Origin of the sequence: Streptomyces sp. SLBN-118 (assembly GCF_006715635.1) — a bacterium.
In the GTDB taxonomy this organism is placed as follows: Bacteria; Actinomycetota; Actinomycetes; order Streptomycetales; family Streptomycetaceae; genus Streptomyces.
This window is the reverse complement of the sequence record NZ_VFNP01000002.1, coordinates 2888113-2912572: the sequence shown is the minus strand read 5'-3', so window position 1 is coordinate 2912572 and position 24460 is coordinate 2888113. Positions and strand designations below refer to the sequence as shown.

The following is a 24460-nucleotide window of genomic DNA, read 5'->3' as shown; positions in this document are numbered from 1 at the left end:
TGCGTACCGGATGATCGCGATGATGTGGGTGCGCTCCACGATGACGTACCGCTTCTCCTTCGCGATGACCCTCTTCTCCAATTTCACCGCGACGATCTTCGACTTTGTGGTCATCGTGCTGATGTTCAGTCAGGTGGACGGCCTGGGGGGCTTCTCCTTCGCCGAGGTGGCCTTCCTGTACGGCACCACCAGCACCGCCTTCGGGCTCGCGGACCTGGCGATGGGACAGGTCAACAGGCTGGGCAGGCGGGTGCGGGACGGGACCCTCGACACACTCCTCGTACGGCCGGTGCCGGTGCTTGCCCAGGTGGCGGCGGACCGGTTCGCGCTGCGCCGCCTCGGACGGGTCAGCCAGGGGCTGCTTGTGCTGATCTGGTCGCTGGTGATGCTCGACGTGGAGTGGACGGCCGTGAAGGTGGCGATGTTGCCGCTGATGGTGGTCTGCGGCTCGCTGATCTTCTGCGCGGTGATGGTGGCGGGCGCGTCCTTCCAGTTCTGGGCGCAGGACGCCTCGGAGGTCACCAACTCCTTCACCTACGGCGGCAATACGCTGCTGCAGTACCCGCCGACGATATTCGCGCAGGACCTGGTGCGCGGGGTCGTGTACGTCGTACCGCTGGCCTTCGTCAACTGGCTGCCCGCGCTGTACGTCCTGGGCCGCGACGCTCCGGCCGGTGTGCCGGGCTGGACGGCCTTCCTGCCGCCGTTCGTCGCCGCGGCCTGCTGTCTGCTCACCGCACTCGCGTGGCGGACGGCCCTTCGTTCGTACCGGAGCACGGGGAGCTGAGAGCGCATGGACTTCATCGAGCTGGACGGCGTCGAGAAGGTCTTCGACGTACGCCGCAAGGCGGGCAGGCTGCGCCGCGAGAAACACCAGGTCCGCGCGGTCGACGGGATCAGCTTCCGGGTGCCGCGCGGCGAGATGGTCGGCTACATCGGCCCCAACGGTGCGGGGAAGTCGACCACCATCAAGATGCTGACGGGCATCCTGACCCCCAGCGGCGGGCGGCTGCGGGTCGCGGGCATCGACCCGTCCCGCGAGCGCACGCGCCTCGCACAGCGCATCGGCGTGGTCTTCGGCCAGCGCACGACCCTGTGGTGGGACCTGCCGCTGAAGGACTCGTACCGCCTCGTGCACCGGATGTACCGGATTCCCGACAGGCGCTTCCGCGAGAACCTCGACCGCTGTGTCGAACTCCTGGACCTGGCCGAGCTGTTGGACGTGCCCGTACGGCAGCTCTCGCTCGGCCAGCGGATGCGCGGCGACATCGCGGCGGCGCTGCTGCACGACCCCGAAGTGCTGTATCTGGACGAGCCGACCATCGGGCTCGACGTGATCTCCAAGGCGAAGGTCCGGGACTTCCTGCGCGACCTCAACGCCGAGCGGGAGACGACGGTGCTGCTGACGACGCACGATCTCACCGACATCGAGCAGCTGTGCAAGCGCGTGATGGTCATCGACCACGGGCGGCTGATGTACGACGGTGCGCTCGCCGGGCTCCACGAGGTGGGGGAGAGCGAGCGGACGCTGGTCGTGGACCTGGAACGCGAACTGCCGCCCATCGTTGTGGACCTGGCCCGCACGGTGCGGATCGAGGGCCCGCGCCAGTGGCTCGCGTTCCCCGCGTCCCAGTCCGCCGCCCCGCTGGTGGCCGCGATCGCCGACAAGTATCCGCTGGTGGATCTGTCGGTACGGGAGCCGGACATCGAGGCCGTGATCGCCAAGATGTACGCGGAGCGCTCCGGCCTCTAGGACCTGGCCCGGCGCTGCGGGGCAGCGCGGCGCTGGATATTCTTTCCGCATGAGCGAACTCCCGGAAATGCGCGCCTCCGACGCTGAGCGTGAGCGGATTGCCGAGCGGCTGCGAGAGGCGGTGGCGGATGGCAGGCTCGACATGGAGGAGTTCGGGCAGCGGCTCGACGCGGCCTACCAGGCGCGTACGCACGGCGAGTTGGAGCCCCTGGTCAGCGACCTGCCGGTGACGGGCACGACCCCGGCCTCACCGGCGGTCACCACCGGCTCGGGCACCTGGGCCCAGCGTGTGGGCGGCCCACCGACCTCGAAGGGCGCGTTCGCCTTCTGGGGCGGCTTCGGGCGCAAGGGCACCTGGACGGTGGCCCGCAAGTTCACCACCTTCACGATGATGGGCGGCGGCGAACTCGACCTGCGCGAGGCCCGCTTCGAGGACCGGGTGACCGTGATCCGCTGCTTCGCGATCATGGGCGGCGTCAGCATCGTCGTACCGCCCGACCTGAACGTCGAGGTCAGCGGCATCGGCTTCATGGGCGGCTTCGGCGAACACGGCGAAGGCAATCCGGACCCGTCGGCGCCCCGCGTGATCATCTCGGGTTTCGCGCTGATGGGTGGCGTGGGAGTCGAGCGCAAGCGCACGAAGGCGGAGAAGAAGCGGGCCCGCTTGGAGAAGGAAGCGAAGCCCGATCGCAAAGAACTGGGCTGAGCCCCTTCAGCCTCGCGCCCGGCTGATGCGCGCTACCGGGCGAAATCCAGCCCCTCCGGCGATTGAGGAGCGGGGGTCCCGGGGGCGGAGCCCTCGAAAACCGGCCCCCGGCGGGGTCTGGGGCGGAGCCCACCCCACGCGGCGGAGCCGTAAAATGTCACAGCCGGGAAGGGGCGGGGCGGGGGAAGTGCCAGGGGTGCACTGGACCGCCCGAGCCCGAGGTGCCCACCCCGAGAGGCAGACCGTCACAGCCCCGCCAGATCCACCGCCCCGCCCATCCGCGCATACCCCGCATCGCTCGGATGCACATGGTCTCCGCTGTCGTACGCCGTCTTCAGCCGTCCCGGCGCATACGGATCCCGCAGCGCCCGGTCGAAGTCGACCACCCCGTCGAAGACCCCGCCTCCGCGCACGGCCCCGTTGACCTCTTCGCGGACGGCCTGGACCGACCGCGTACATCCCCGGTACCCACCGCACGGCAGCAGTGTCGCCCCGACGACCCGCAGGCCCCGCGCATGCGCCCGGCGCGTGAGTTCGGCGAACCCCGCCGTGATCCGGTCCGCCGTCGCGGTGCGCGGCGCGCGCAGCAGATCGTTGATGCCGATCGCCACAATCACCGTTCTCACCCCCGGCCGCGCGAGCACATCGCGGTCGAAGCGGGCGAGCGCGGTGGGACCGCGGCCCCCTTCGAGAAGGCGGTTGCCGCCGATACCGGCGTTGAGCACGCCGTAGTGCGGCGTGCCCCGACGCTCCAGCAGGTCGGCGAGGACATCCGGCCAGCGCCGGTTCGCGTCACTCGTCGCGGTGGTCCCGTCGGTGATCGAGTCGCCGATCGCTACCACCGCGCCGTCCGCCTCCCGGGTCAGCACGTCGACCGCCGTGAGGTGCCGCCAGGTGTGGATCCGCGAGGCGTAGGCCTCACCGCCGACGTCCTGCGTACGGTCGCCGTCCGCGACGTACGAGGTCTGCCGCGCCCGCGGGTGGACGGTGACGGGCCCGCCGTGCGTCGCGACGCTGACGAGGAGGTCCCCGTCGTACGGGATCTTCAGCACGACGGGATCGCTGACCGACTGCCCGCCGGGCGCGATGGTGACCCGGCGCAGGCCGTGGAAGGTCACTCGCCGCAGGGTGCCGGGCACGGCGTCCGCGCCGCTGCCCGCGCGGAGAGCGAGCGAGACCTGCGCGACGGTGAGCGGGCGGCGACCGAGGAGGTTGGAGAGGGTGAGGCGGGCGGCGGTCCCGCCGATGCTGGTGTGCACAACGTTGCGTACGGTGCGGGCCCCGGGTTCTCGCGGGTCGCCGCCCCCCGGGTCGCCGTCCGCCGCGGCCTCGACGGGCGGAGCCGACCACGTCCCGACCCAGACCGCGGCCGGGGCGGCGGGTGGCCGGGCGGCGGCGCGTCCCGGCAGGGCTCCGACGCCGAGGTATATCGCTCCGCTGATCAGGAGGGCCACGGCGGTGAGGGCGGCGAGGCTCGCGTACCTGCGTCGCTTGTACATGAGCACATCATGCGACATGTCGTGGGAACTCGACGTGCGTCCCGGGAGTACCTGAGGTAGGGACATAGCGTACGGGCGCGCGCGGACGGGTGGAGCGTATGGAACGCACAGAGCCGGAACGTACAGAGCCGGAGCCTACAGATCCGGAGCGGGCAGATCCGGAGCGTACGGAGCCGAAGTCGATCGAGGGCGGCAGCGGCCGGCCCGGCGCCGGAGCAGGCGGGGCCCGCCGCCGCACGCCGCTCCCCTCCATCGCGTACACCGCGGCCGACGCGGAGAAGATGCGCGGCGTACGCAGGATGAAGTCGACGGCTACCGGCGCGCTCCTGTTCGTCGCGCTGGTCTTCGCCCTCACCACCTGGGCGAAGAACTCCGGCGCGGGCCCCTGGGCCGGCTACGTCGCGGCCGCGGCCGAGGCGGGCATGGTCGGCGCCATGGCGGACTGGTTCGCGGTCACCGCGCTCTTCCGGTACCCACTGGGCCTGCCCATCCCGCACACCGCGATCATCCCGAACAAGAAGGACCAGCTCGGGGCCACCCTGGGCTCGTTCGTCGGCGAGAACTTCCTCTCCGCGGGCGTCGTACGGGAGCGCCTGCACGCCCTCGGGATCGGCGGCCGCCTCGGTGCCTGGCTGGCCGAGCCCGCCCACGCCGACCGGGTCACCGCCGAGCTGTCCACCGCACTGCGGGGTGCGCTCACCGTGCTGCGCGACTCCGATGTCCAGGCCGTCGTCGGCGAGGCGATCACCCGCCGCGCCGACAGCGCGGAGGTCGCCCCCGGCATCGGCAAGACCCTGGAGAAGGTCGTCGCCGACGGCGCCCACCACCGTGCCGTCGACCTGGTCTGCGCCCGCGCCCACGACTGGCTGGTCCTCCACTCCGACTCGGTGATGGGCGCGGTCGAGGGCGGGGCACCGGGCTGGACCCCCCGCTTCGTGGACCGGAAGGTCGGCGAGCGGGTCTACAAGGAGCTGCTGCGCTTCGTCACGGAGATGCGGGACATGCCCGGCCACCCCGCCCGCGGCGCGATCGACCGTTTCCTGACGGACTTCGCGGCGGACCTCCAGTCGGACACGGACACCCGGGTCCGGGTGGAGCGGATGAAGTCGGATCTCCTGTCGCGCTCGGAGGTGCAGGACGTGATCGCCTCGGCCTGGTCCTCCATCCGCACCATGATCATCTCGGCGGCCGAGGACGACCGCAGCGAACTGCGGCTGCGCGCCCGCGCCTCGCTGCTGTCGCTGGGCGCGCGGCTTGCGACGGACGGCCGCCTGCAGTCGAAGGTGGAGGGCTGGGTGGAGGACGCGGCGGTGTACTTGGTGACGACGTACCGCGCCGAAATCACCTCGCTGATCTCGGAGACCGTCGCCGGCTGGGACGCGGAGCACACCTCGCGCAAGATCGAGGCGCACATCGGCCGCGATCTGCAGTTCATCCGGATCAACGGCACCGTGGTCGGCGCGCTGGCCGGGCTGCTCATCTACACCGTGGCACACGCGCTGGGCGCGTGACCGGTCCCTGCCAGTACGGCCACGCGCCCAGCAACCTTGGGGAGGTGCCAAGGAGTACGTGCGCGGGGACGCACGCGTTCAACGGGGGCGGCGAATCAGTGGAAGAGCTGCCCGCGCACCGCACCGTCCGGGAACTCGGAGGTGTGGATGTTGGCGTAGTAATTGGACGGGTTGGCGCGGACGCGCTCGACGACGTCGGGGTTCTGGTCCTCGATCTTGCCGGAGACGGCGAAGATCCCGTCCGGCACGGGCCGGTTGAAGAAGTCGAAGACGACGTCGCCGTTCTTGCCGAAGGCGCCCTTGTGGACATGGCCCTTGGCGGGCGCCTTGATGTTGATCCAGGCCAGCGAGTAGCCGACGGACGTGCCCTTGGGCTGCAGGAAGGTGATCGCGTGCCCGTCCGGGTCGCCCACCTTGGAGGCGTCGTTCTTCGGGACTTCCTGGTCGCCGTTGGACAGGGCCCGCAGCTTGCCGCCCTTGATGATGTCGAGCGGGTTGATGTTCTTGTGCAGCGGCTTCAGCTGCCCTCGTACGGCTCCGCCCGGAAACTCGGCGCTGTGCAGATTCACGTAGAAGCCGGACGGGTTGTTACGGATGCCGTCGGCCAGCTTGGCGTCCGTGAGGGCGACCTGCCCGGCCGCCGAGTTCACGGAGTCGGGCATCGCGGTACCGAAGAGCGGGACCTTCACGGCGCCGTTCTTCCCGGCGGCACCTTCGTGGATGTGCCCGAGGCTCGGCGTGAACCCCTTCCACTGCAGGGCGAAGGTGACGCGGTCGCCCTTCACCTTGACGAGGGCGACGGCGTGGCCGTCGGGGTCGTTCACGGCGGGGCCGCCCTGGACGGGCACCTCGTGGGCTCCGGAGAGCTGGGCGACGAAGGCGAGCGCGTGCCCGCTGGAGGGCTTGGTGTGGGCACCGGCGTTGCTGCTGTTGCTGGAGCCTCCGCTGTGGCCGCTATTTCCGCCGTGACCGCTGTGCGCGACCGCAGGAGTTACACCGGCAACACCAAGCACAATTGTGGCGGCGGTAACAGCGAGATAACGCTTCTGCATTGATTTCATCCTCCCGTTGGACCCGGCACCTTCTTGTGCCGGTCGCGATGGAGTACGCGCCTCCCGCTCGATTTGTTCAGTGGGAATTTCTTTTAATTCGCTTGAACCGCCAGTCAGTTGCCGCCGTACCACCGGGTGTACGCACCACTCACTCACACCACACACCAACCGGGGGAACAACCATGCGCAGTACCCGTCCCAAAGCTCTGCTCGCGGCGCCGCTGGTCTCGGCGGCGCTGCTGACCCTGGCGGCCTGCGGCGGCTCCGGCGACTCGTCCGGCGACGACGGCGCGAAGCCCGCGGCCAAGTCCGCGAAGACCGTCTCGGTCAAGACGGCGGACTCGGATCTCGGCCCGATCCTGGTCGACGATTCGGGCCGTACGCTGTACGGATTCACCAAGGACAAGCCCGGCACCGGCGCGTGTGACGCCGACTGCATCGCGGTCTGGCCCGCGCTCACGTCGTCCAAGGACGTCAAGGCCGGATCGGGCACGGACGTCGCCCTGCTGAAGGAAGCAAAGCTCGGCGAGGGGGCCGAACAGGCCGTGTACGGGGGCTGGCCGCTGTACTACTACGTGGGCGACTCGAGGCCCGGCGATGTGAACGGGCAGGGCCTGGACGGCGAGTGGTTCGTGATCGCGGCGGACGGCAAGCTCGTCAAGAAGGCGGCGTGATGTTCGTTCGGTACCCGGAATTCATGCGTCCTTCATAAAGGAGTCTCTCGCCTTTACCGATTGCCGTCGCTCGACTTCTGTGGTCGGACTTCGTGTCTCAGCTCACATTGCCCCACCGATAAACCTGCGGCGGCCGTGTCCAATCCCCGGCCGCCGCAGTCGTGTTGCCCGGCTTGTCATGCCGGAATGTCACTCGCAGCCGACGCCGTCACCGTCACGGTCGAGGTGCCGCCCGTAGCCGGGCTCCCCGGCGTGGATGGGCGCGGCGCCCGCGGCCCGTACGGCGGAGCAGTTGGCGTAGTACGTACTCCCGCCTCCACCGCCGGTGCTGCCTCCGGTGCTCCCTGCGGTGGAGCCGCCGCTTGTTCCGCTTCCCCCGCTCCAGGACTCGCAGCCGACGCCGTCCCTGTCCCGGTCGAGGTGCGTCCCGTAGCCCGGCTCCCTTTTGTGAATGGGATCGGCGCCGGCGGCCCGTACGGCATCGCAATTGGCGTACGAGACCGCGGGCTTCGGGGGCTTGGGCGCGGGCTTCGGGGTCGGCTTCGGCGCGGTGACGGTGATCCGCACCACGGCGGTGCCGGTGAGGCTCTGCCCGGCCACGTCGACGCGGTAGGTGAACTCGTCGCCGCCGCCGTAGCCGGGGCTGGAGGTGTACGTGATGACACTTCCGTCGACCGTGGCGGTCCCGTGAACCGGCGCGGTGTCCACGGAAATGGTGAACTGCCCTGCAGTAAGGGCGGTTTCAACGTTCCCGGTCCTGCCGTCCTTGAGGGTGACGCTGTCGTTGCCCAGCACCTTCACCTCGACGGCCTTCCCCGCGTCGGCGCTCTCCTGGTCGTCGACGAGACCGAGAGCGGCTTGGACGGACGGCGTGGGCGCCGCGGAGGTGGTCGTTGCGGGGCCCGCTGTGGCCGCGAGGGATTTCGGATTCTCCTGTCCACCGCTCCCGCACCCCACGACCCCCAGGGCCATGACCACGGCTCCGGCGATTAACGCGAAGCGCCTGTCTGCGCCCGTACTGCCTATCCCTGACATCTGTCCCCCAAGGTGTATGGATCCGAACCGAGGGTGCTGAGCATGACATTCCGGTTGGCGCGCCGAGGCTGTTGCGGAATCTCGTATCTCAGTTGTGATGGAAGCGTGCATGTGGCGGTCAGATCCGTCCGTTGGTGTGCGTAACCAATCAACCCAGGACAAGAAGTGCCACGAACTGCTCAACGGGAGTCACGCACCCGCGCCGCCACCCTTAAGCCTCGGCGACCTTCGACAAACCGCGCGCGAGGGTGGCGCGCGAGCCGAGGCGGATCGAGACCAGCCCGGGGGTGTGTCACCGGATGGTGAGGCGACCTGTGCACAGGACGGTGTGGTTGGCGAAGAGGTCATCGAGACGGAACTCGCGCGTCAGGTCACCGGTCCACTCGGCGTTGGTGAGATCGCGGTACGCGGGGGCCTTGACGATGCGGGCCCGGGTGCACTGCGTGAGGATCCACCGCGCCTGCACCTGCCCGGTGGGCGGGTTGGCGTACATGCTCGCGGCCAGCCGCCACAGGTGTTCGCCGGTCGCCCCCTCCGGCTCCACGACTCCGACGACGGCGATATCACCGAGGCCGCGGCGGTCGCTCGACTGTGTGGTGTACGCGACGGTCAGGTGCTCCAGCGGGAAGACAGTGAGGCGGCTGCGGGCGAAGTGAAGGGGCCTGGCCACAGCGGTGGTTCCGTCCTGTGGGGTAGGCGCGGCCGCCTTCGCGGCCGCGCGGGAGAGTTTCGGATCAGCAGCCGTCGCCGTCGCCGCAGCAAGCCGGCGGGTTGCACTCCGCGGCAGTGCCCCACAGCTCGTGGTCGACTGCGTATCCCAGTTCCTCGATGGCCTGGACCGTGCGCTTGATGGACACGCCGTCGCGCAGGCGCTGTTCCTTGAGCGGGCTGTGGTGCAGGAACCTGCGGAAGCGGCGCTGGCAGAAGTCCGCATACTCGCGGCTGTGCAGGATGAAGGCGTGCCAGCCAGGATCGACCCTGCGTGACGGGAACAGCGGCACGTCGTTCCGGTGCCCTGCCATGTCGATGAAGGCGAGGGCTTGGTCCATCACGCGTTCGGCTTCGGGCCGGTTCATGTCCTTCTCGAACTCGAGGAAGGTGACCAGCCGTTCGAAGAGTTCGGCGTCGACGAGTCGGCGCCCGCTGGTCTGTTCTGTCGCGAGAGCGTTCATGCGATGCTCCTTGGGTGCTTCCTCGGCGCGAGGCCTTCCCGCGCGCCGTCGTGCACTCGGGCCCCTCGGGGCCCGGCACCGCCTCGGTCGGGGTTCCTGGCCGGAGTCGTCGGCCGGGGCGGGGTCATCGGACGAGGTCTACGGGCAGCACGGGCCCGCGTACACCTCGATGTCGAGGACGTGTACGCCTTCCTGACCGCGCGAAATGCCGACACTGCGCGCGCCGACGGTCAGCGGCTTGCCGCACCAGACGCAGGCGCGTCCCGCGTACTGCTCCCAGCTCAGGTCTCCGGCTGCGGGCAGCGCGCGTGCGCCGGCCGTGGGCGCAGTCACCGGACGACCCGGCAACGGGGGCAGGCGCACGGCGGGAAGGCGAGCGAATCGGGGAGGTGCTCGGGGTCGCCTATCGGGACCGACAGTCGCCGGACCTCCAGCCGACGGCGTGCGCTCGCGTCCACTCGGTACACCTTGATGGTCATCACGGGCCGTCCCCCGTCAAGTCGTCAGCAGCGATGCCCTGACCGTAGGGAACCCGTGGGTGCGCAGGCCAGTGATGTGCACCAATGTGCGTACACGCGTTCAGACTGTGATGGTGGCTGCATTGCGCCCTTGACGGCTGGCATCCCGAGTTGGAGAGTGGCGCACATCAGCGCACCGGCTAGGCGCAGGAGGCGGCCATGGCCTTAACGTTCATCGGAATCGACCCCGAGACGGGGCAGAACGGTTCACCAACAGCCTGGGTGGACACGGAAACGCGAGACATCATCGTGCAGAGCTACACGGCCGACGAGAAGACGCGGGCCGAGTGCGCGCAGAACACGGCACCGGGACACGCGAAGGGCATCCCCGCCCATGAGACAGTGATCCGGATCCCCCTCCGGATGGTGCCAATGCTGAGGGAGGCGTGCGATGCCGCAGAACGAGCCCAGCTTTAGTGACCTCATGGAGGCGGCGCGACACTCCGCCGTGCACCTTGAGATGCGTGATGTCTACGGCGTCGGAGACGAGGCTGATGACTTCACCGACTGGAAGCGCACCGGACTCCGCGACGCAGACCCGGAGTCGGCGTACTGGCGCCCGTGGGTAGATCTCGTCTCCCGCGCGGTTGCTCGCGGCGTGACCGTCCGCCGTGCACGGGTGGTGTCCGAGCCTGTGACGGACTACATCCGGTACGAGTACTCCGGAACCCCCGTCAACCTCCATGCCGGCGAGCAGGTTCGTTGGCTGTCACGGCGTCGGGCTTCAGACCTTCTCCTGCCTGGCAACGACCTGTGGATCTTCGACGGTACGACCGTGCTGTTCAATCACTTCACCGGCAACGGTGATTGGCAGGACCTCGGGATGGAACTGCGTACCGAGCCCGCCGTTGCCAAACGGTGCATGGACGCGTTCGAAGCAGTCTGGCAGCGGGCAGTCCCGCACGAGCAGTACGAGATCCACTGACGACCTTCATCGAACAGGCCAGCACATGCCCACCTCCCCATCGTCCTCGGCTCAGGCCGCTCGCGAGAATGTCGCGCGGCAACTCCGCGACCTGAGGAAGGAAGCCGGGCTGACAGTGGCTGAGCTGGCCTTGCGATGCGGATGGCACCATGCGAAGACGTCACGGATCGAGAACGCGAAGACACCTCCGTCCCCTAGGGATATTCGTAAGTGGTGCAACGCGTGCGACGCGGTGGACCAGGCCGCGGACCTCGTTGCCGCCTCACGGCACGCGGAGTCCATGTACACCGAGTGGCGCCAGCGGGTCCGCACAGGGCTGCGCCAACTCCAGGACAGCTATGTGCCCTTGTATCAATCGACACAACTGTTCCGCGTGTACTGCTCGACGCTGGTACCGGGTCTGCTTCAAACGGAGGGATATGCGAAGGGGCTCCTGAGCGCGAATGCCCGGTTTCGCGACGTTCCGGACGACGCGGCACAGGCCGCAACTGCACGCCTGGAGCGATCCCGGGTCATCCATGAGCCAGGGCACCGGTTCGTCTTTCTGGTCGAAGAGGCCGCACTGAGCTATCAGTTGGGCGACGCCGAGGCCATGGCCGCGCAGCTGGGCCATCTACTGACAGCCGGCGCGCTTCCGTCCGTGTCACTCGGCGTCATCCCGGCTGCAACGCCCGAGCGACGACTATGGGCACAGGAGACCTTCAGCATCTACGACGACACCCTCGTGTCGGTGGAGCTCCTGTCGGCACAGGTGAACGTCACACAGCCGACCGAGATCGCCTTGTACCTGAAGGCGTTCGAGGAACTGCGGTCGATGGCGGTGTACGGAGCGGTGGCACGGTCGCTGATCGTGAAAGCCATCGAAGCCCTCGAGTGACCGGCTTTGCCCCTCCCGCATCGAGTACGCGCACTCCGCACCCTCAGCCAAGGACGTCCACCTGTGGTGCCGTGCGTGCGGCGACGCCGGCCAGGCGGACGCCCTCAACGTCCTGGCGCCGTTCAGACCTTGTCTGCCGCGATCAGCAGATACTGGAAGCTGCCGTCCTTGTAGGCGTCCAGGAAGGCCTTCTCGATGCCGGTGGCCAGAGGTGACTTGGCGCGCAGTTCCCAGTAGGGGATGGTTGCCGCGGTGAGGTCAACGACGTTGACGGGGACGAGGCGGTTGGCAGCCATTTCCTTGAAGTAGCTGCTGCGGGGGTGAATGCTGCAGATGTAGTGGGCGTTGATCTCGCTGACGGCCCGGGACGGCAGTCCGTAGGCGTCGTTGTAGCAGCCGGTGATGGTGACGTAGCGACCACCGTGCTTGAGGAGCCTGGCGTATTCGGGGAACAACAGCGACAGGTCCACGTACATGGTGCTCTCGTTGTTCCAGATGGCCCGGAAACTGTCGCTCTCGAAGCCGGTGTGCAGCATGTTCTTGAGGTGGAAGCTGACCTTGTCGTCCACCCCGCGTTCCTTGGCCTGATCGTTGGCAAAGGCGACCTGGGTTTCCGAGATGGAGACGCCGTCGACGCTGCATCCGAAGCGGCTGTGGGCAACGAAGCTGCTGCCGCCGCGGCCCGAACCGGAGTCCATGACGCGGTCCGCAGGGGTGATGTCGCCGAGGTGGGTCATCAGCAGATCGGCCTGGGCGCATTCCAGGCGATGAAGCTCGGCCGTGAGGCGTTCCTGGCGGGTTTCCTCGGGTCCCTCGAGCACGGACCAGTCCACGTCGCCGATGCCGTAGTGGTGGTGGTAAATGCCGTCGACCTCGCCCAGGCGGAGGTTGACGGGGTTCTTCTCCTGGTTCCAGTAAGTGGCGACGGACTTCTGGTAGAGGCTGCGCAGAGGGTGGGTGGCGGTGTCCTGGACGGTCATGGCTTCTCCTTGTTTACGGGTTCTATACGGGGGTCTGTACGGGTTCAGTTCGCGTTCTGGTAACGGGGGCTGGTGGCGTGCCACTGCTTGCTGCCGCCCATCCACGCCCACAGACCGGCCAGGTAGCGGCGCAGCTGGGGGGAGCCGGCCGCTGCCAGGACGGCGCAGTCGGCCTCGACGGTGTGCATCAGCTCGTCGTGGATGGCTGCCGTGCGGTCGACCGCCTCTTGGAGGGAGCAGCTGTCCTCAACGGCGATGAGGTTGGGCAGGTTGTTGTCTGAGGGGTCTTCCTTGGCCATCGAGTAGAGGTCGTTGAGCAGGACGTTGGCCATGCCCGCGTAGAGGTAGGTGCGGCGCACCGTGGGGTCGGCGAACTCGTGGGCGGGCAGCTCGTAACCGCCGACCGGGTCGATGAGCACCATGCAGGGGTAGAAGGCGTTCTCGTAACGGTGCAGGAGGTACTCCCACACCGCGGGCTTGCGCCCGCTGCTGCGCCATTCGGCCTCTTGCCCGTATCCGACGAACATGACGTCGAGTTCGTGGCGCAGACGGGCCACTTGGGTGGTGCTGGCGAACTGGGACAGGTGGGCGAGGCAGGATCGGAAGGCGCGCAGGACGGGCTGCCGCTGAACGAGTTCCTCGAACTGCGCGAGGTAGCGGCCGGGGAGGCGGACGGGGTCGATCACTGCGTGGGCCATCGCGAGGCGGGAGCCCAGGAGCTCCGGTTCTGTGTCGTCGCCCTCGTCGACCCAGTGGTCGTCCACGGCCCATTCCGCGAGCCCGCAGCGGGCCGCGGCCAGCAGCCGGTCGGGGTCGTCGCAGTCGGGGTGCGCGAGCATGAACAGCCGCCCGAACTGATGCGAGCGCAGGCGTTCGAGACGGCCGGTGAAGATGCCGATCTCCGCGGCCCAGTCGACCAGGCGGTTGTTGACCTCCTCCCCGAGGGCGGGGTCGTCGCGCAGGGCGTCGGGGCAGTACAGGGGCGGGATCCGCACCGCTGTGTCCTGGCCGGCCGAGGGGGCTTGCTCGGCGGACGGCGGGACCTCGTCCTGTCGGGCGGACTGCGGCGCCTGCGATGCCGTGGACGGGGCGAGGGAGCGGAAAGCGCGGGCGGCGGCCGTGCCCGGCCCGGCGGGGCCGGACAGCAGGCGCTCAAGCGCGACGGGCGCGGGCGGGGCCGGTAGGGCCTGCGCGGTCGTAGTGAGTGTCGGGGTGGCGAGGGCGACTGGTGGGTGTGCGGCCGGCGGCCCGTTCCATGTCCACGGAGGGACGCCGGCGCCACTGGTGGGGGTCATGCGAGGAGTGCCTTTCGGATGGGACGGGGTGGGCGCGCGCCTGCCGTTGGGCGCGCGTGCTGGTGGCCGCGTGTGCGAGGGCGCGCGCGGTATGCCTGCGTTGGGCGTCATACGAGGGGCGCCTTACGAGGGGCGTCTCACGTGGGCGAAGGCCCGGGCGACCGCGGACGGCGTACGGCGGCCCGGGCGACCGCGGACGGCGTACGGCCGATCGCGCCGGGGCAGCGGCGCAACGGGGCGGCTGGGTGCCTGTCGGTTCCGGTCAGCGCCAGCGGCCGACTTCGACGTTCTCCAGGATGCCGAGAGCGTCGGGGACGAGGATCGCGGCCGAGTAATAGGCGGTGACGAGGTAGGAGATGATCGCCTGCTCGTCGATGCCCATGAACCGCACCGACAGGCTCGGCTCGATCTCGTCCGGGATCCCCGACTGCCGCAGCCCGATCACGCCTTGGTCGTCTCTGCCCGTACGCATGCACAGGATCGAGGTCGTACGCGATTCACTCACGGGGATCTTTCCGCACGGATAGATCGGCACGCCGCGCCAGGAAGGGATGCGGTGGCCGCCGATGTCCACCGGCTTCAGGAGCAGGCCGCGCTTGTTGCACTCGCGGCCGAACGCGGCGATGGCCCGGGGGTGGGCGAGGAAGAACTTGCTGCCGCGCCGCCGCGAGAGCAGCTCGTCCATGTCGTCGGGACCGGGCACCCCGTCGTGAGGCTGAAGGCGCTGCGCGTAGTCACAGTTGCTGAGCAGCCCGAACTCCGGGTTGTTGACGAGTTCATGTTCTTGGCGCTCGCGCAGCGCCTCAAGGGTGAGACGGAGCTGCTGCTCGGTCTGGTTCATCGGGTCGTTGTAGAGGTCGGCGACGCGGCTGTGGATTTTCAGGACCGTCTGCGCGATGGAGAGTTCGTACTCGCGCGGCTCGGGCTCGTAGTCGACGAAGGTGTGGGGGATGCGTGGCTCGCCCACGTGTCCGGCCGCGAGGTCGATCGCCGCCTCGCCGTACCTGTTGGTGCGCTGCTGCGGGAGCGCCGCGACCGTGTCCAGGTGGGTGCCCAGCGACCGGGCGCGTGCGGCGAGGTTGTCGACATCCCTTCTGGACAGCACCAGCACCGTGCAGGCGGTGGTGGCGCGGAACGTGCACTCCCAGGCCGGCTCCGTTTCCGTCAGACACTGCTCCCCGAAGTAGGCGCCGTCGGCCAGGAACCCGAGCACGGCGTCTGCGCCGTACGGTCCGGTGCCCACTTTGTCGACGCGGCCGTGCGCCAGCAGGAAGACGCGGTCCTTCGCGTCGCCGGCTTGGGCCAGCACGGTGCCCGGCGCGCAGTCGAGCTGTTCGCAACGACCGGCCAGCTCGGCCAGTACCGCCTCGTCGCCGTACCCTCTGAGCGCCGGCAGCTCCCCCAGCGCGGCCGGGACGACCGAGACCCGCCGGCCGGTCTGCACGAACGTCACCCGCCCGTCACCCACGGCATGGCTCAGCCGCCGGTTCACCCGGTAGGTCCCGCCCTGCACATCCACCCACGGCAGCATCCGTAGCAGCCACCGTGAGGAGGTCTCCTGCATCTGCGGAACGGACTTCGCGGTCGTCGCCAGCTTCCGCGCGGCGGACGTCGCCAGACTCTGCTGCCCGGACGCTTGTGCCTGCACGGCTTCCTGGTCGGCTCCAACGGCCATCTGTGATCCTCAGCTCTCCTGTGGGTGCCGACTTACCCTCCTTCTTAAACAGTTCGCCTGTCATCACACGAAAGAAGGTGAATGCCCCTTTCCTGTCCGGGGTAGCCAGGCAGGCGTGTCGTTTCTTCGCACACACGACCCCATGCGGTTGATCGCTGACGGCGCCCTGGCCGATCTCGGCGCGGGTCGAGTGCTCGGCTGTGTGGTCGCGGGCCGTACCGCACGATCGGTACGAGATCTGCTGGTGGCTCAACTTCCATGGCCAGCTCAGTAATTGGTCGTGGCTGGGGACTCTCGCTGTCTATGCTCCCCAGCGTGAATCCTGTGATCGATGTACTGGCTGCTTCCGAGATCGACCATCTGGAAGGGCTGTGGGGGCAGTTGCTGGCCCACCACAGTAAGAAAGCCCCGCACCTGGCTGAGCTGGGTGCGTTGCGCTCTCCCGCGGAGTCCTGGCGCCTCCGGCGTGAGCAGTACATTGAATGGCTGCGGGAGCCACGCACCACCGTGCTGGTCGCGCGGGACGGGGATCGCCTGCTCGGTTACGCGGTTGTACGTGTCCTCGACGCCCCCGGATCCTGGCAGTGGGGTGATCAGGTCGGCGTACTGGAAACGCTGGTGGTGGATGACGACGCGCGCGGCACCGGAGTCGGGCAGGCCCTTGTGGGGGCCGCACGCGAGCGTCTGGCCGAGTTGAAGGTCCAGGTCATGAAGATCTCGGTCATCGCGGGCAACGAGGACGCGGTGCGCTTCTACCAGCGGGAGGGGGCTGTCGACTTCGTCCGGACGCTGGTCATGCCGGTGTCGGGGTGACGGTACGGTCGCACGTCGGCCTCACACCCCGCTGATTCGACACGTACGTCCAAAGCTTTCGACGCAGTCTGGGCCGACGCACGGCCTGGACGCCCGACCAGGAGGGGACTGCCGCACAGGGGCAGGATTGAGTACCAAAACGCATCCCGGATGACCGATACCAAGTTCCCCCGCACCGCTACCGAGGGCACGTGGACGCTGCCGCTTCTGGTGCTTGCGCCGCTGGCGGCGATCAGACTCCTCACGGCCTTCCACGCCATGGCTGGCCATTTCCTGGGTCCTCTGCGCACTGTCCGCCCTTTTGGTGGCAGCCGGATGGACAACGGCGTTCCGTCATGGGACACGCGGGTCCGCGGCATGGGGCGTCACCGGCATCCGCGTATCGTCCCTGGTCAGCAGTCCGTGCAGGGAGGCCCCGAGCGGATCGGCGGGCCGCGGCGGGCTGTCGTCCTCGGGATCGACGTCGTTGTAGTCGGCGATCCGCATGACCGCCTTGCCGGTCTCGGCCGGACTGAGCGCGCCACTGAGTGGCAGGAAGCCGTACGACTCGAACTCGGCAATGGGCCAGAGGGCGAAGCCGTCGGGGGCACAGATCTCCAGGACAGGCTGCACGACGATCACCCGGGGAGTCTGCCGTATGTCTCACCGGCACGGCCTCCCGATTACGACTCCGTACCTGGCCAACGTGGCCGAGTGCGCTCTGCCCGCCCCGTGTCCGCTCGCAGCGGGAGGGGACAGCACGGAATGCCTGGGTACGCCTCCTACTTGAGCTTCTCCTGCCGCAGGGCGGCGACGAACTGTGTCCAGGCGGCGGACCCGAGACCTAGCCGCGCGCCCTGAGGAACCTTGGAGTCCCGCACAGCCACGTCCGTGCCCGATGCAGCGACCTCGACGCACTCGGTGCCGCTCCCTCCGCTGTACGAAGACTTGATCCAGCGGACGTGTTCCTGGTCCATCACAGCTCCTTGCAGACCCGATTCAAGAGCGCGGCTGACGCGCCAATGTCCAGCGCCTGCGCGCGCAGGTATTCGAACGCCAACTTATAGCGCTCCAGTTCCTGCGGCTTCTCCATGAACAGGCCACCGCCGATGATGTCCACGTACACGACGTCGAGTTCCGGGGTCGGTCCACCCAGGATGACGAAGCTGCCAACTGCGGCGGCATGAGCTCCGGCGGTGAACGGCAGTATCTGTACGGTCACTTGGGGCTCCTCCGCCCGCGCCAAGAGGTGGCGCAGCTGCTCTCGCATGACCTCACGGCCGCCGACCATGCGCCGGATGACGGCCTCGTCGATCACGGCCCAGATGTGCGGCGGCTCCTCTCGATCTAGGAGCTCCTGCCGCTTCATACGGATGTCGACCATGTGCGCGATCTCTTGATCCGTACACCTCATCTCGGATGCACGGTGCACTGCCTCTGCGTAGGCGCGGGTCTGGAGCAGACCGGGTACGTACATGCAGGCGTAGTGATCCTCGCGTACCACCTCGTCTTCAAGCGTCAGCATCAGGTTCATCGACTCGGGGATCGGGTCAGCGAGCGATCGCCACCAGCCCTGGATCTTGGCGCCCTTAGCCAATTCGACAAGTGTCTCGCGCTCCTGGTCCGACGCCCCGTACTCGCGGCAGAGCGCGTCGACGGCAGGCCACTTGACCGCGCCTTCCTTCTTCTCGTAGCGACTCAAGGTGGCCTTGGAGACGCCAACCAACGCTCCTGCTTCCTCCAGCGTGAGGCCTTTGCGCTCGCGCAGGCGGCGTAGATCGGCGCCAAGTTGGCGCCTGCGGGTGGTTGGTCCAACTGCCATGGTCGAGACCCTTCGTGTCGATCACCTTGAGCGTGCACGGTGTGGTGCGCAACAGACAAGACAGCGCACGCCGGGGGCGCGTAGTGCGAGTGAGTGCTCCTCCAACTCGTATGTGAGAGTTCCATATTGAGAGTTCCACTGCCACTCTGGAGAACTGAACCACTACACAGCGCGATCGCTGCGACTCTGCTGAAGGGCTGATTCAAATGAGTGCATGCCGTTACGAAGTCACAAGGAAGAGCTGGGTGTTGCCCTTCCTGGCCGAACCCGAGGAAGTTGCGGGCCTCCGCCGAGTCATGCGCCTGCACTTGAACCACTGGGGGCTCAGAGGTGCGGTCGAGGCTGCCCAGCTCTGTGTGAGTGAGCTCGTCGCCAACGTCATCACGCACGTTGGAGCAGGAACACCAACGACACTTGCGGTCTCGATGAAAGGCACATATCTCCGCCTCGAAGTGCAAGACCCTGACGCTCAGGCGCTTCCAATGCTGGTCTCAGCGCTCCCGGCCGAAGAAGCTGGCAGAGGGCTGTCGCTCGTCGACACGGTGGCCGACCGCTGGGGCGTCATCCTCACTGGATCAGGCAAGACAACCTGGGTTGAGCTAGCCACGGAACTGTCGGCGGCTAATGGGCACGTCAATGATCCGCGCGTCTCGAAGGCTGAGGCTGTGTTAGCGCTCTACGGGGACAGCGAGCCGCTGCGCAGGCAAAGCGCCTCACCACTCAGCCTCGCCGTCGCCGAAGATGTCTCGGTGCATCTGATCGCCGACCTTCTTCACTGGCATCGCGCCCACGGCCGCGATCCGGACGAGGCTCTGGATCGGGCCCAGACGCACTTTGAGGCGGAGTTGGGCTAATTGTCGTCTACTCCCTGTTCGCCCATCTCGCCCCCAGTCAGGCTCGTCGTGCGGTTGAAGGAGTCGCCCTCCGCCCAAATGCTGGTAATTGAGAGTGCGGCGCAGAGGTCGAGCATTTCTTTGTGAGGTCGATGGGGCAGCAGGAGGCCGAGTGCTGGGCGCGGTTGGATGTAGCGCTGATAGTCGAATAGTTGCCCTATGCCCATGCGTATAGCCTCTCGGCTGACCGTCCCCTTGGCTTCTATGAGGAAGTCGTGTTGAGCTATGTACAGGTCTGTGCGCAGGACTGTCCGCTCGTCGCCGAGTGTGATCCTCTTGCTGGTGGCTCTCAGGCCACGCTGCCTAAGGTGAACGAGGTAACGAGTAACTAGGAGCGACTCGCGCCGTTCCGCTTCCCTGGATTGCTGAGCGCCGACACTTGAGCGCTCAGTCTTCCGCCGCTCCACCTCTACGTCCTCCACCGTGGTTTCTGTGTGGTGAGGCGCTATCTGACATGCGTGAGCGGGGGTGGCAGAGACCGGCGCGAGGCGGAACGTAATGACGCTCCGCATCTCGCCGTTCTTGTCGGGGCGGTCCGTTCGGTACCAAGGGTTGTCGTCTGCGATGGCAAACTCGCCGATGTGTTGCACAACGCCTGACTTTACTGGGCGGAATACATGTAGGGGGCGACCCTCTTTCCGATGGCGAAGGATGTTGCGGTTCCCGCCAGTCATTTCCTGATCGCCGACGGTGCCTTCGCCCGTGTAGTGGTAGTGGCCGTCGGCTCCCCAGTCATCGAAATAGCCGTAGAGTCGCCGAGCTTTGAGGCTGCTGAAGAGCATCAACTCGCCGTCGGCTTTCGTGGCTGGCGTAATCCCCTGCTGCCGATTCCCACCGTAGGTGTCATGTATTTCACTACGGCGCAACTGCTGTTCGACTGGAATGTCGAGCATGAACTCTCCTGGGTCCGCTTTGGGAATTTTCGAGGCTTCGGCGAAGGGACGCTCATGGCAGACACTGCATCAGAGAAGGGCTGTGTCGGGAGGCTGTTCTTGCGATCGCCGATGCTGCCCTGGGATTCAGCGCGCCGTCACTGTCGAGGACGGAGCGCTCGTCGGAACGTCGAGTCAGCCTGGAACCAGGGCGTAGTACATACAGCAGAGGCGACTCACACGTGAGTTGGCCGCCCGTGACAATCCCTGTAAGCCGCCCCCGACCCGCACCAGCACGCCGCCCCCCTCGCCGGAGGCCACGCCGCCGCACGGCCCCTTGCCGCCAGTGTCGTCGCGTACTGCGGGAGCAGGTCCGCGTTCGACGGGGATGACTGTTCCGAGGCTGCGAAGGCCTCGTACGACGGGACCGTGCCCGTCACGATGCCCAGGTTTTCCGTACCCGTGGACGACAGGTCCCGCAAGGACGCCTCCAGGTCCGTCAGGTGGGCCTCGTGGGTCGGGTATTCGCGTTCCAACTCGGGGTACGCCGCGAGCAGTTCGTCCAGTTCGGGCTCCGGCCAGTGGAGGACCGCCACCGGGAAGGGGCGGGACAACGCCGAGCGGTAGGAGCCGAGTTCGGAGCGGAGGCGGGCGATTTCTGCCTGGAGTTCGGCCGGGTTGTCGGAGCCCAGGGCCCACAGGCGCTTCGGGTCGTGGAGTTCGTCCAGGGAGATGTCTCCCGGGTGGACCCGGTCCGCCAGGGCGTCGCGGCCGTCGTGGGGGAGGCCCAGGAGGCGGCGGACGCGGTGGCGGCCGGCGAGGAGGGACTGGGTGGCGTAGGGGACCTCGTCGTCGTCCGCGGGGAGCAGCAGGTCCAGGGCCGTGGTGAAGCAGTCGTGGGACGCCTCGAGCTCGTCGTGGGACTCCAGGGTCTCCGCGATGATCTCCCAGGGTGCCGCGTCCGCCGGGGCCGCCGTGCGGATGCCGTTGATCAGGGCGCGTGCCTCTGCCTCGTGGCCGTACTCCCACAGGTTCGCCGCCTGGAGGGCCTTGATCAGCAGGGTGTGGTCGGGGTCCGTCGTGAGGAGGCGGTCGTAGAGAGTGGAGGCACGTTCGCGGTCGCCCGCCAGTTCAAGGTGGGCGGCGGCTTGGAGGAGCAGTTGCTCGTCGTCCTCGGGGTACTGTGCCGCGGTACGCAGCAGGCGCTCGGCTTCGGCGATGTGGTCGGCAGGCGTGTCGGGGCGCATGGTGGACACCGTACTGCTGTACGGCGGTTCGGCGGGGTGAAGCCCATACGACAGGGACGGTCCTGCCGCCGTACGGATCTGGTGACTTGGGCGATCAGCCCCTATCGTGCGCCCGTGCGAGAGCGGTTGGCGGTCGTCGTTCAGGGGCGCGGCTCGCGGAGGCGGGCCGCGTTCGCTCATGGGCTGTGGGCGGGCGCCGAGGTCGCCGTCACCCTCGGGATCGTCGTGCTGCTGCTCGTCGTGCACCAATTGTGGTGGACCAACCGGCAGGCCCGCGTCGGCGCCGAGCACAAGGTCCGGGCCCTGGAACAGGAGTGGGGCACACCACCGGGTGAGGAACAGGACATCTCTGGAGGAAGCGGGGAGACCCTTCCCGGAGCTGCGGTGCCGGGCGAGCCCGAAAGTCCCGGCCCGGAACCGGGTCCGCCCAGCCGGCCGAAACCCCGCTGGGACCAGGCTTACGCCGTCCTCCGCATCCCGCGCCTCGGCGTCGTCGCTCCCGTCGCCCAGGGCATCGCCAAGAGGGGAGTCCTCGACAAGGGATACGTCGGGCACTACCCGGGGACCGCCCAGCCCGGCGAGGCCGGGAACTTCGCCGTCGCCGGGCATCGCAACACCCACGGCGAGCCCTTCCGCCACATCAACCGGCTCCGGGAAGGTGACCAGGTCCAGGTCGAGACGCGGGAGGGGGTGTATCTGTACGTCGTCGACAGAGGCATCGCGCAGACCTCCCCCCGCGACACGGGAGTGATCGCCCGCATCCCGCGCAGCATCGTGAAGCCCTCCGCCGGATACAGCGAGCCCGGCTACTACCTCACCCTCACCACCTGCACGCCCGAGTTCACCTCCACCTACCGGCTCGTCGTCTGGGGAAAGCTGAAGGCCATGCGGCCCCGCCGGAGCTAGCAGCCGTCGTGTATAACGGCTGGAGGATCCGAGGAGCGACAGGAGAGGGGCAGGTATGGAACAGCGTCGAGCGATGCAGTCCCTCCGGCCCGTCGCGCTCCTGTTTCTCCTCCTCGTCGAGGTCCTCCTCATCGACGGCGGCAGCCTCACCGCCGCGGTCGCGCTCGCCGCGACCGCCACCGCCGCCGCCGGTTCCGCGCTCGTCGTCTGCGCGGTCATCAGCGCGCGCTGTGCTCCCGTCGTGCCCCGCACCCGGGTCCGCACCGCCATCCGCGACCGTGAGCAGCGCACCGCCTTCCTGCCTCAGCGCGATCCCGACGCGAAGGGGCGGACCAGGCCCCGAGCGCCCGGCCGTGCCCTCCTGACGGCCGCGTAGGGAAGCCCCCGCAGGGGGACCCACTCGTACACACCCCTCGCGGGCGTCATGCCGACGTATGTCCTCATTCCGGCACGACGAGACCCTCGGAGGGCTCACCCATGTCCGTTTTCGCCAGCCTGGTCGCACACCTCGCGGACCTGCTCCAGCCGCTGTTCCACGCGTCTGCCACCGCAGCCGCGATCATCCTGTTCACCGCGCTCGTACGCCTCGCCGTCCATCCCCTCTCACGGGCGGCCGCTCGCGGCCAGAAGGCCAAGGCCAGGCTCTCGCCGCAGATCGCCGAGCTGCGCACGAAGCACGCCAAGAACCCGGACCGTATGCAGAAGGCGCTCACGGAGCTGTACGCCGAGGAGAAGGTCTCGCCCCTCTCCGGCTGTCTGCCCAGCCTGCTGCAGCTGCCCGCCTTCTTTCTCATGTACCACCTGTTCTCCAGCTCGCGGATCGGCGGCGAGGCGAACGGCCTTCTCTCGCACACCCTCTTCGCCGCGCCCCTCGGGGGCCGCTGGTCCGACGCCCTCGCGCACGGCGGGGTCTTCGGCGGGGCCGGGGCGGTGTACGTCGTGCTCTTCGCGATCGTCGCCGCCGTGGCGACGTACAACTACCTGCGTACGAAGCGGCAGCTGGCGGCTGCGCCGGTGCCCCAGGAAGGCATGCCGGGCATGGGCGCGATGACCAGGATCATGCCGCTGATGTCCTTCTTCACGCTGCTCACCGTGGCGTGGGTGCCGCTGGCCGCCGCGCTCTACGTCGTCACAAGCACCACCTGGACCGCCGTCGAGCGGGCGTTCCTCTACCGGGACATGCCGGTCGCGGGCGCGCTGGCTACTGCCGGGTAACGGTCCAGGTTGTGAACGGGGTCTTGCAGAGTGGTTCGGTGTCTTGGAGGATCAGCCAATCCTCCGATCCTCTCGATGGCCGCTACCCATCGTCGGGGCTCGCACTCGACAAGGGGAGAAAAGACCATGAAGCTGCTGCGTGTCGGCGCTGCGGGCGCCGAGCGACCGGCCCTGCTCGACCAGGACGGTACGACCCTGCGGGACCTGACCGGCCTTGTCACGGACATCGACGGGGAACTGCTCGCCGACGCCTCCGCCCTCGCCCGGATACGGGCCGCGGCGGACGCGGGCGAGCTGCCCGTGCTCGAGGCGGTGGGCCTGCGGATCGGTGCGCCGGTCGCCCGTGTCGGCAAGGTGGTGTGCATCGGGCTGAACTACCACGACCACGCCGCCGAGACCGGCGCGGACGCCCCGGCCGAGCCGGTCGTCTTCTTCAAGGCCGCCGACACGGTCATCGGGCCTCACGACACCGTGCTGGTGCCGCGCCGCAGCCGCAAGACCGACTGGGAGGTCGAGCTCGCGGTGGTGATCGGGAGTACGGCCCGCTACATCGAGGACGACGAGGACCCGCTGTCGTACGTCGCCGGGTACGCGGTCGCGCACGACGTCTCGGAGCGCGAGTTCCAGATCGAGCGCGGCGGCACCTGGGACAAGGGCAAGAACTGCGAGACGTTCAACCCGCTGGGTCCCTGGCTGGTGACGGCGGACGAGATCCCCGACCCGCAGGCGCTGAGCCTGAAGCTGTGGGTCAACGGCGAGCTCAAGCAGAACGGCTCCACCGCGGACCAGATCTTCCCGGTGGCCGAGGTCGTGCGCTACGTCAGCCAGTTCATGACCCTCTACCCCGGCGACGTCATCAATACGGGCACGCCGGCGGGCGTGGCGCTGGGGCAGCCGGAGCCGAAGCCCTACCTGCGGGCGGGCGACGTGGTGGAGCTGGAGATCGACGGGCTCGGGCGGCAGCGCCAGGAGCTCAAGGACGCGTAGGGCGCTCGCATGGAGGTCCGGCGCGGGGTTCGGGACCGGTCCCATATCCCCGCG

At 68.3% G+C, this 24460-nt stretch carries 29 protein-coding genes; 14 read left to right on the top strand and 15 right to left on the bottom strand.

What is annotated here, in order from left to right:
• Positions 1 to 10 precede the first annotated feature (10 nt).
• The 3 genes from FBY35_RS31670 to FBY35_RS31660 all read left to right on the top strand — a co-directional run bounded on the left by FBY35_RS31670 (position 11) and on the right by FBY35_RS31660 (position 2459).
• Positions 11 to 787: an ABC transporter permease gene (locus FBY35_RS31670; RefSeq protein ID WP_142218273.1), complete on the top strand. Its 777-nt coding sequence runs from the start codon at positions 11 to 13 to the stop codon at positions 785 to 787.
• Positions 788 to 793: 6 nt separating this feature from the next.
• The gene (locus FBY35_RS31665; RefSeq protein ID WP_142217357.1) at positions 794 to 1753 is read left to right on the top strand and encodes an ATP-binding cassette domain-containing protein; all 960 of its coding nucleotides are present in this window, start codon (positions 794 to 796) and stop codon (positions 1751 to 1753) included.
• 67 nt (positions 1754 to 1820) lie between these two features.
• Positions 1821 to 2459 carry a DUF1707 domain-containing protein gene (locus FBY35_RS31660; protein ID WP_142218272.1) on the top strand — a complete coding sequence of 213 codons (639 nt, stop codon included), beginning with the start codon at positions 1821 to 1823 and terminating at the stop codon, positions 2457 to 2459.
• A 245-nt stretch (positions 2460 to 2704) separates the two neighbouring features.
• Here FBY35_RS31660 and FBY35_RS31655 read toward each other — a convergent pair whose 3' ends face one another.
• Positions 2705 to 3958 carry an SGNH/GDSL hydrolase family protein gene (locus FBY35_RS31655; protein ID WP_142217356.1) on the bottom strand — a complete coding sequence of 418 codons (1254 nt, stop codon included), beginning with the start codon at positions 3956 to 3958 and terminating at the stop codon, positions 2705 to 2707.
• 98 nt (positions 3959 to 4056) lie between these two features.
• Between FBY35_RS31655 and FBY35_RS31650 the strand changes: the two genes are divergently transcribed.
• A complete protein-coding gene (locus FBY35_RS31650; protein WP_142217355.1) occupies positions 4057 to 5469 on the top strand; it encodes a DUF445 domain-containing protein in 1413 nt (470 codons plus the stop codon).
• A gap of 95 nt (positions 5470 to 5564) precedes the next feature.
• On the opposite strand, the gene FBY35_RS31645 is transcribed toward FBY35_RS31650, so the two are convergent.
• A complete protein-coding gene (locus FBY35_RS31645; RefSeq protein WP_142217354.1) occupies positions 5565 to 6521 on the bottom strand; it encodes a CHRD domain-containing protein in 957 nt (318 codons plus the stop codon).
• Positions 6522 to 6703: 182 nt separating this feature from the next.
• On the opposite strand from FBY35_RS31645, the gene FBY35_RS31640 reads away from it, so the two are divergent.
• Entirely contained in the window at positions 6704 to 7195 is a 492-nt protein-coding gene (locus FBY35_RS31640; RefSeq protein ID WP_160159359.1) for a hypothetical protein, read from the top strand.
• 189 nt (positions 7196 to 7384) lie between these two features.
• Here FBY35_RS31640 and FBY35_RS31630 read toward each other — a convergent pair whose 3' ends face one another.
• The 5 genes from FBY35_RS31630 to FBY35_RS36290 form a co-directional block, all read right to left on the bottom strand.
• Positions 7385 to 8167 (bottom strand): excalibur calcium-binding domain-containing protein, encoded by a 783-nt coding sequence (locus FBY35_RS31630; RefSeq protein ID WP_260848879.1) that lies wholly within the window; start codon positions 8165 to 8167, stop codon positions 7385 to 7387.
• A gap of 355 nt (positions 8168 to 8522) precedes the next feature.
• Positions 8523 to 8900: a hypothetical protein gene (locus tag FBY35_RS31625; RefSeq protein WP_142217352.1), complete on the bottom strand. Its 378-nt coding sequence runs from the start codon at positions 8898 to 8900 to the stop codon at positions 8523 to 8525.
• A gap of 64 nt (positions 8901 to 8964) precedes the next feature.
• Positions 8965 to 9402: a hypothetical protein gene (locus FBY35_RS31620; RefSeq protein WP_260848878.1), complete on the bottom strand. Its 438-nt coding sequence runs from the start codon at positions 9400 to 9402 to the stop codon at positions 8965 to 8967.
• A gap of 138 nt (positions 9403 to 9540) precedes the next feature.
• The gene (locus FBY35_RS31615; RefSeq protein ID WP_142217351.1) at positions 9541 to 9735 is read right to left on the bottom strand and encodes a hypothetical protein; all 195 of its coding nucleotides are present in this window, start codon (positions 9733 to 9735) and stop codon (positions 9541 to 9543) included.
• Positions 9732 to 9881 (bottom strand): hypothetical protein, encoded by a 150-nt coding sequence (locus FBY35_RS36290; protein WP_160159358.1) that lies wholly within the window; start codon positions 9879 to 9881, stop codon positions 9732 to 9734. Before FBY35_RS36290 ends, FBY35_RS31615 begins: the two co-directional genes overlap by 4 nt.
• Before the next feature lie 198 nt (positions 9882 to 10079).
• Between FBY35_RS36290 and FBY35_RS31610 the strand changes: the two genes are divergently transcribed.
• Genes FBY35_RS31610 through FBY35_RS31600 form a run of 3 tightly spaced genes read left to right on the top strand, consistent with a single transcriptional unit; the run spans position 10080 to position 11722 of the window.
• Entirely contained in the window at positions 10080 to 10337 is a 258-nt protein-coding gene (locus tag FBY35_RS31610) for a hypothetical protein (protein ID WP_142217350.1), read from the top strand.
• Positions 10312 to 10845: a DUF6879 family protein gene (locus FBY35_RS31605; protein WP_186357113.1), complete on the top strand. Its 534-nt coding sequence runs from the start codon at positions 10312 to 10314 to the stop codon at positions 10843 to 10845. The genes FBY35_RS31610 and FBY35_RS31605 overlap by 26 nt, the downstream gene beginning before the upstream one ends.
• Before the next feature lie 25 nt (positions 10846 to 10870).
• Entirely contained in the window at positions 10871 to 11722 is an 852-nt protein-coding gene (locus FBY35_RS31600; RefSeq protein ID WP_142217349.1) for a helix-turn-helix transcriptional regulator, read from the top strand.
• 122 nt (positions 11723 to 11844) lie between these two features.
• Here the strand turns inward: FBY35_RS31600 and FBY35_RS31595 are convergent, their stop codons facing one another.
• The 3 genes from FBY35_RS31595 to FBY35_RS31585 form a co-directional block, all read right to left on the bottom strand.
• The gene (locus FBY35_RS31595; RefSeq protein WP_142217348.1) at positions 11845 to 12702 is read right to left on the bottom strand and encodes a geranyl diphosphate 2-C-methyltransferase; all 858 of its coding nucleotides are present in this window, start codon (positions 12700 to 12702) and stop codon (positions 11845 to 11847) included.
• Between the two features lie 44 nt (positions 12703 to 12746).
• Entirely contained in the window at positions 12747 to 13997 is a 1251-nt protein-coding gene (locus FBY35_RS31590) for a family 2 encapsulin nanocompartment cargo protein terpene cyclase (protein ID WP_260848877.1), read from the bottom strand.
• A gap of 262 nt (positions 13998 to 14259) precedes the next feature.
• Positions 14260 to 15672, bottom strand: coding sequence for a family 2B encapsulin nanocompartment shell protein (locus tag FBY35_RS31585; protein ID WP_142217347.1), 1413 nt, complete (start codon positions 15670 to 15672; stop codon positions 14260 to 14262).
• Between the two features lie 315 nt (positions 15673 to 15987).
• Between FBY35_RS31585 and FBY35_RS31580 the strand changes: the two genes are divergently transcribed.
• Positions 15988 to 16485: a GNAT family N-acetyltransferase gene (locus FBY35_RS31580; protein WP_160159357.1), complete on the top strand. Its 498-nt coding sequence runs from the start codon at positions 15988 to 15990 to the stop codon at positions 16483 to 16485.
• A 333-nt stretch (positions 16486 to 16818) separates the two neighbouring features.
• Here the strand turns inward: FBY35_RS31580 and FBY35_RS31575 are convergent, their stop codons facing one another.
• The 3 genes from FBY35_RS31575 to FBY35_RS31565 all read right to left on the bottom strand — a co-directional run bounded on the left by FBY35_RS31575 (position 16819) and on the right by FBY35_RS31565 (position 18286).
• Positions 16819 to 17106, bottom strand: coding sequence for a hypothetical protein (locus FBY35_RS31575; protein WP_142217345.1), 288 nt, complete (start codon positions 17104 to 17106; stop codon positions 16819 to 16821).
• 140 nt (positions 17107 to 17246) lie between these two features.
• Entirely contained in the window at positions 17247 to 17441 is a 195-nt protein-coding gene (locus FBY35_RS31570; RefSeq protein ID WP_142217344.1) for a DUF397 domain-containing protein, read from the bottom strand.
• Positions 17441 to 18286 carry a helix-turn-helix transcriptional regulator gene (locus tag FBY35_RS31565; protein WP_142217343.1) on the bottom strand — a complete coding sequence of 282 codons (846 nt, stop codon included), beginning with the start codon at positions 18284 to 18286 and terminating at the stop codon, positions 17441 to 17443. Before FBY35_RS31565 ends, FBY35_RS31570 begins: the two co-directional genes overlap by 1 nt.
• 206 nt (positions 18287 to 18492) lie before the next feature.
• On the opposite strand from FBY35_RS31565, the gene FBY35_RS31560 reads away from it, so the two are divergent.
• Positions 18493 to 19140, top strand: a complete 648-nt coding sequence (locus tag FBY35_RS31560) for an ATP-binding protein (protein WP_142217342.1) — start codon at positions 18493 to 18495, stop codon at positions 19138 to 19140.
• Here the strand turns inward: FBY35_RS31560 and FBY35_RS31555 are convergent.
• Together FBY35_RS31555 and FBY35_RS31550 are read right to left on the bottom strand one after the other, a co-directional pair.
• A complete protein-coding gene (locus FBY35_RS31555; RefSeq protein WP_142217341.1) occupies positions 19137 to 20072 on the bottom strand; it encodes a restriction endonuclease in 936 nt (311 codons plus the stop codon). The genes FBY35_RS31560 and FBY35_RS31555 overlap by 4 nt on opposite strands.
• 215 nt (positions 20073 to 20287) lie before the next feature.
• Entirely contained in the window at positions 20288 to 21298 is a 1011-nt protein-coding gene (locus FBY35_RS31550) for an SEC-C domain-containing protein (RefSeq protein WP_142217340.1), read from the bottom strand.
• A gap of 114 nt (positions 21299 to 21412) precedes the next feature.
• On the opposite strand from FBY35_RS31550, the gene FBY35_RS31545 reads away from it, so the two are divergent.
• The 4 genes from FBY35_RS31545 (at position 21413) to FBY35_RS31530 (ending at position 24406) form a co-directional block, all read left to right on the top strand.
• A complete protein-coding gene (locus tag FBY35_RS31545) occupies positions 21413 to 22204 on the top strand; it encodes a class E sortase (RefSeq protein WP_260848876.1) in 792 nt (263 codons plus the stop codon).
• 55 nt (positions 22205 to 22259) lie between these two features.
• A complete protein-coding gene (locus FBY35_RS31540) occupies positions 22260 to 22580 on the top strand; it encodes a DUF6412 domain-containing protein (protein ID WP_142217339.1) in 321 nt (106 codons plus the stop codon).
• Positions 22581 to 22681: 101 nt separating this feature from the next.
• Complete coding sequence (locus FBY35_RS31535; protein WP_142217338.1) at positions 22682 to 23419, top strand: YidC/Oxa1 family membrane protein insertase; 738 nt, start codon at positions 22682 to 22684, stop codon at positions 23417 to 23419.
• A gap of 126 nt (positions 23420 to 23545) precedes the next feature.
• Positions 23546 to 24406: a fumarylacetoacetate hydrolase family protein gene (locus FBY35_RS31530; protein WP_142217337.1), complete on the top strand. Its 861-nt coding sequence runs from the start codon at positions 23546 to 23548 to the stop codon at positions 24404 to 24406.
• Positions 24407 to 24460 lie beyond the last annotated feature (54 nt).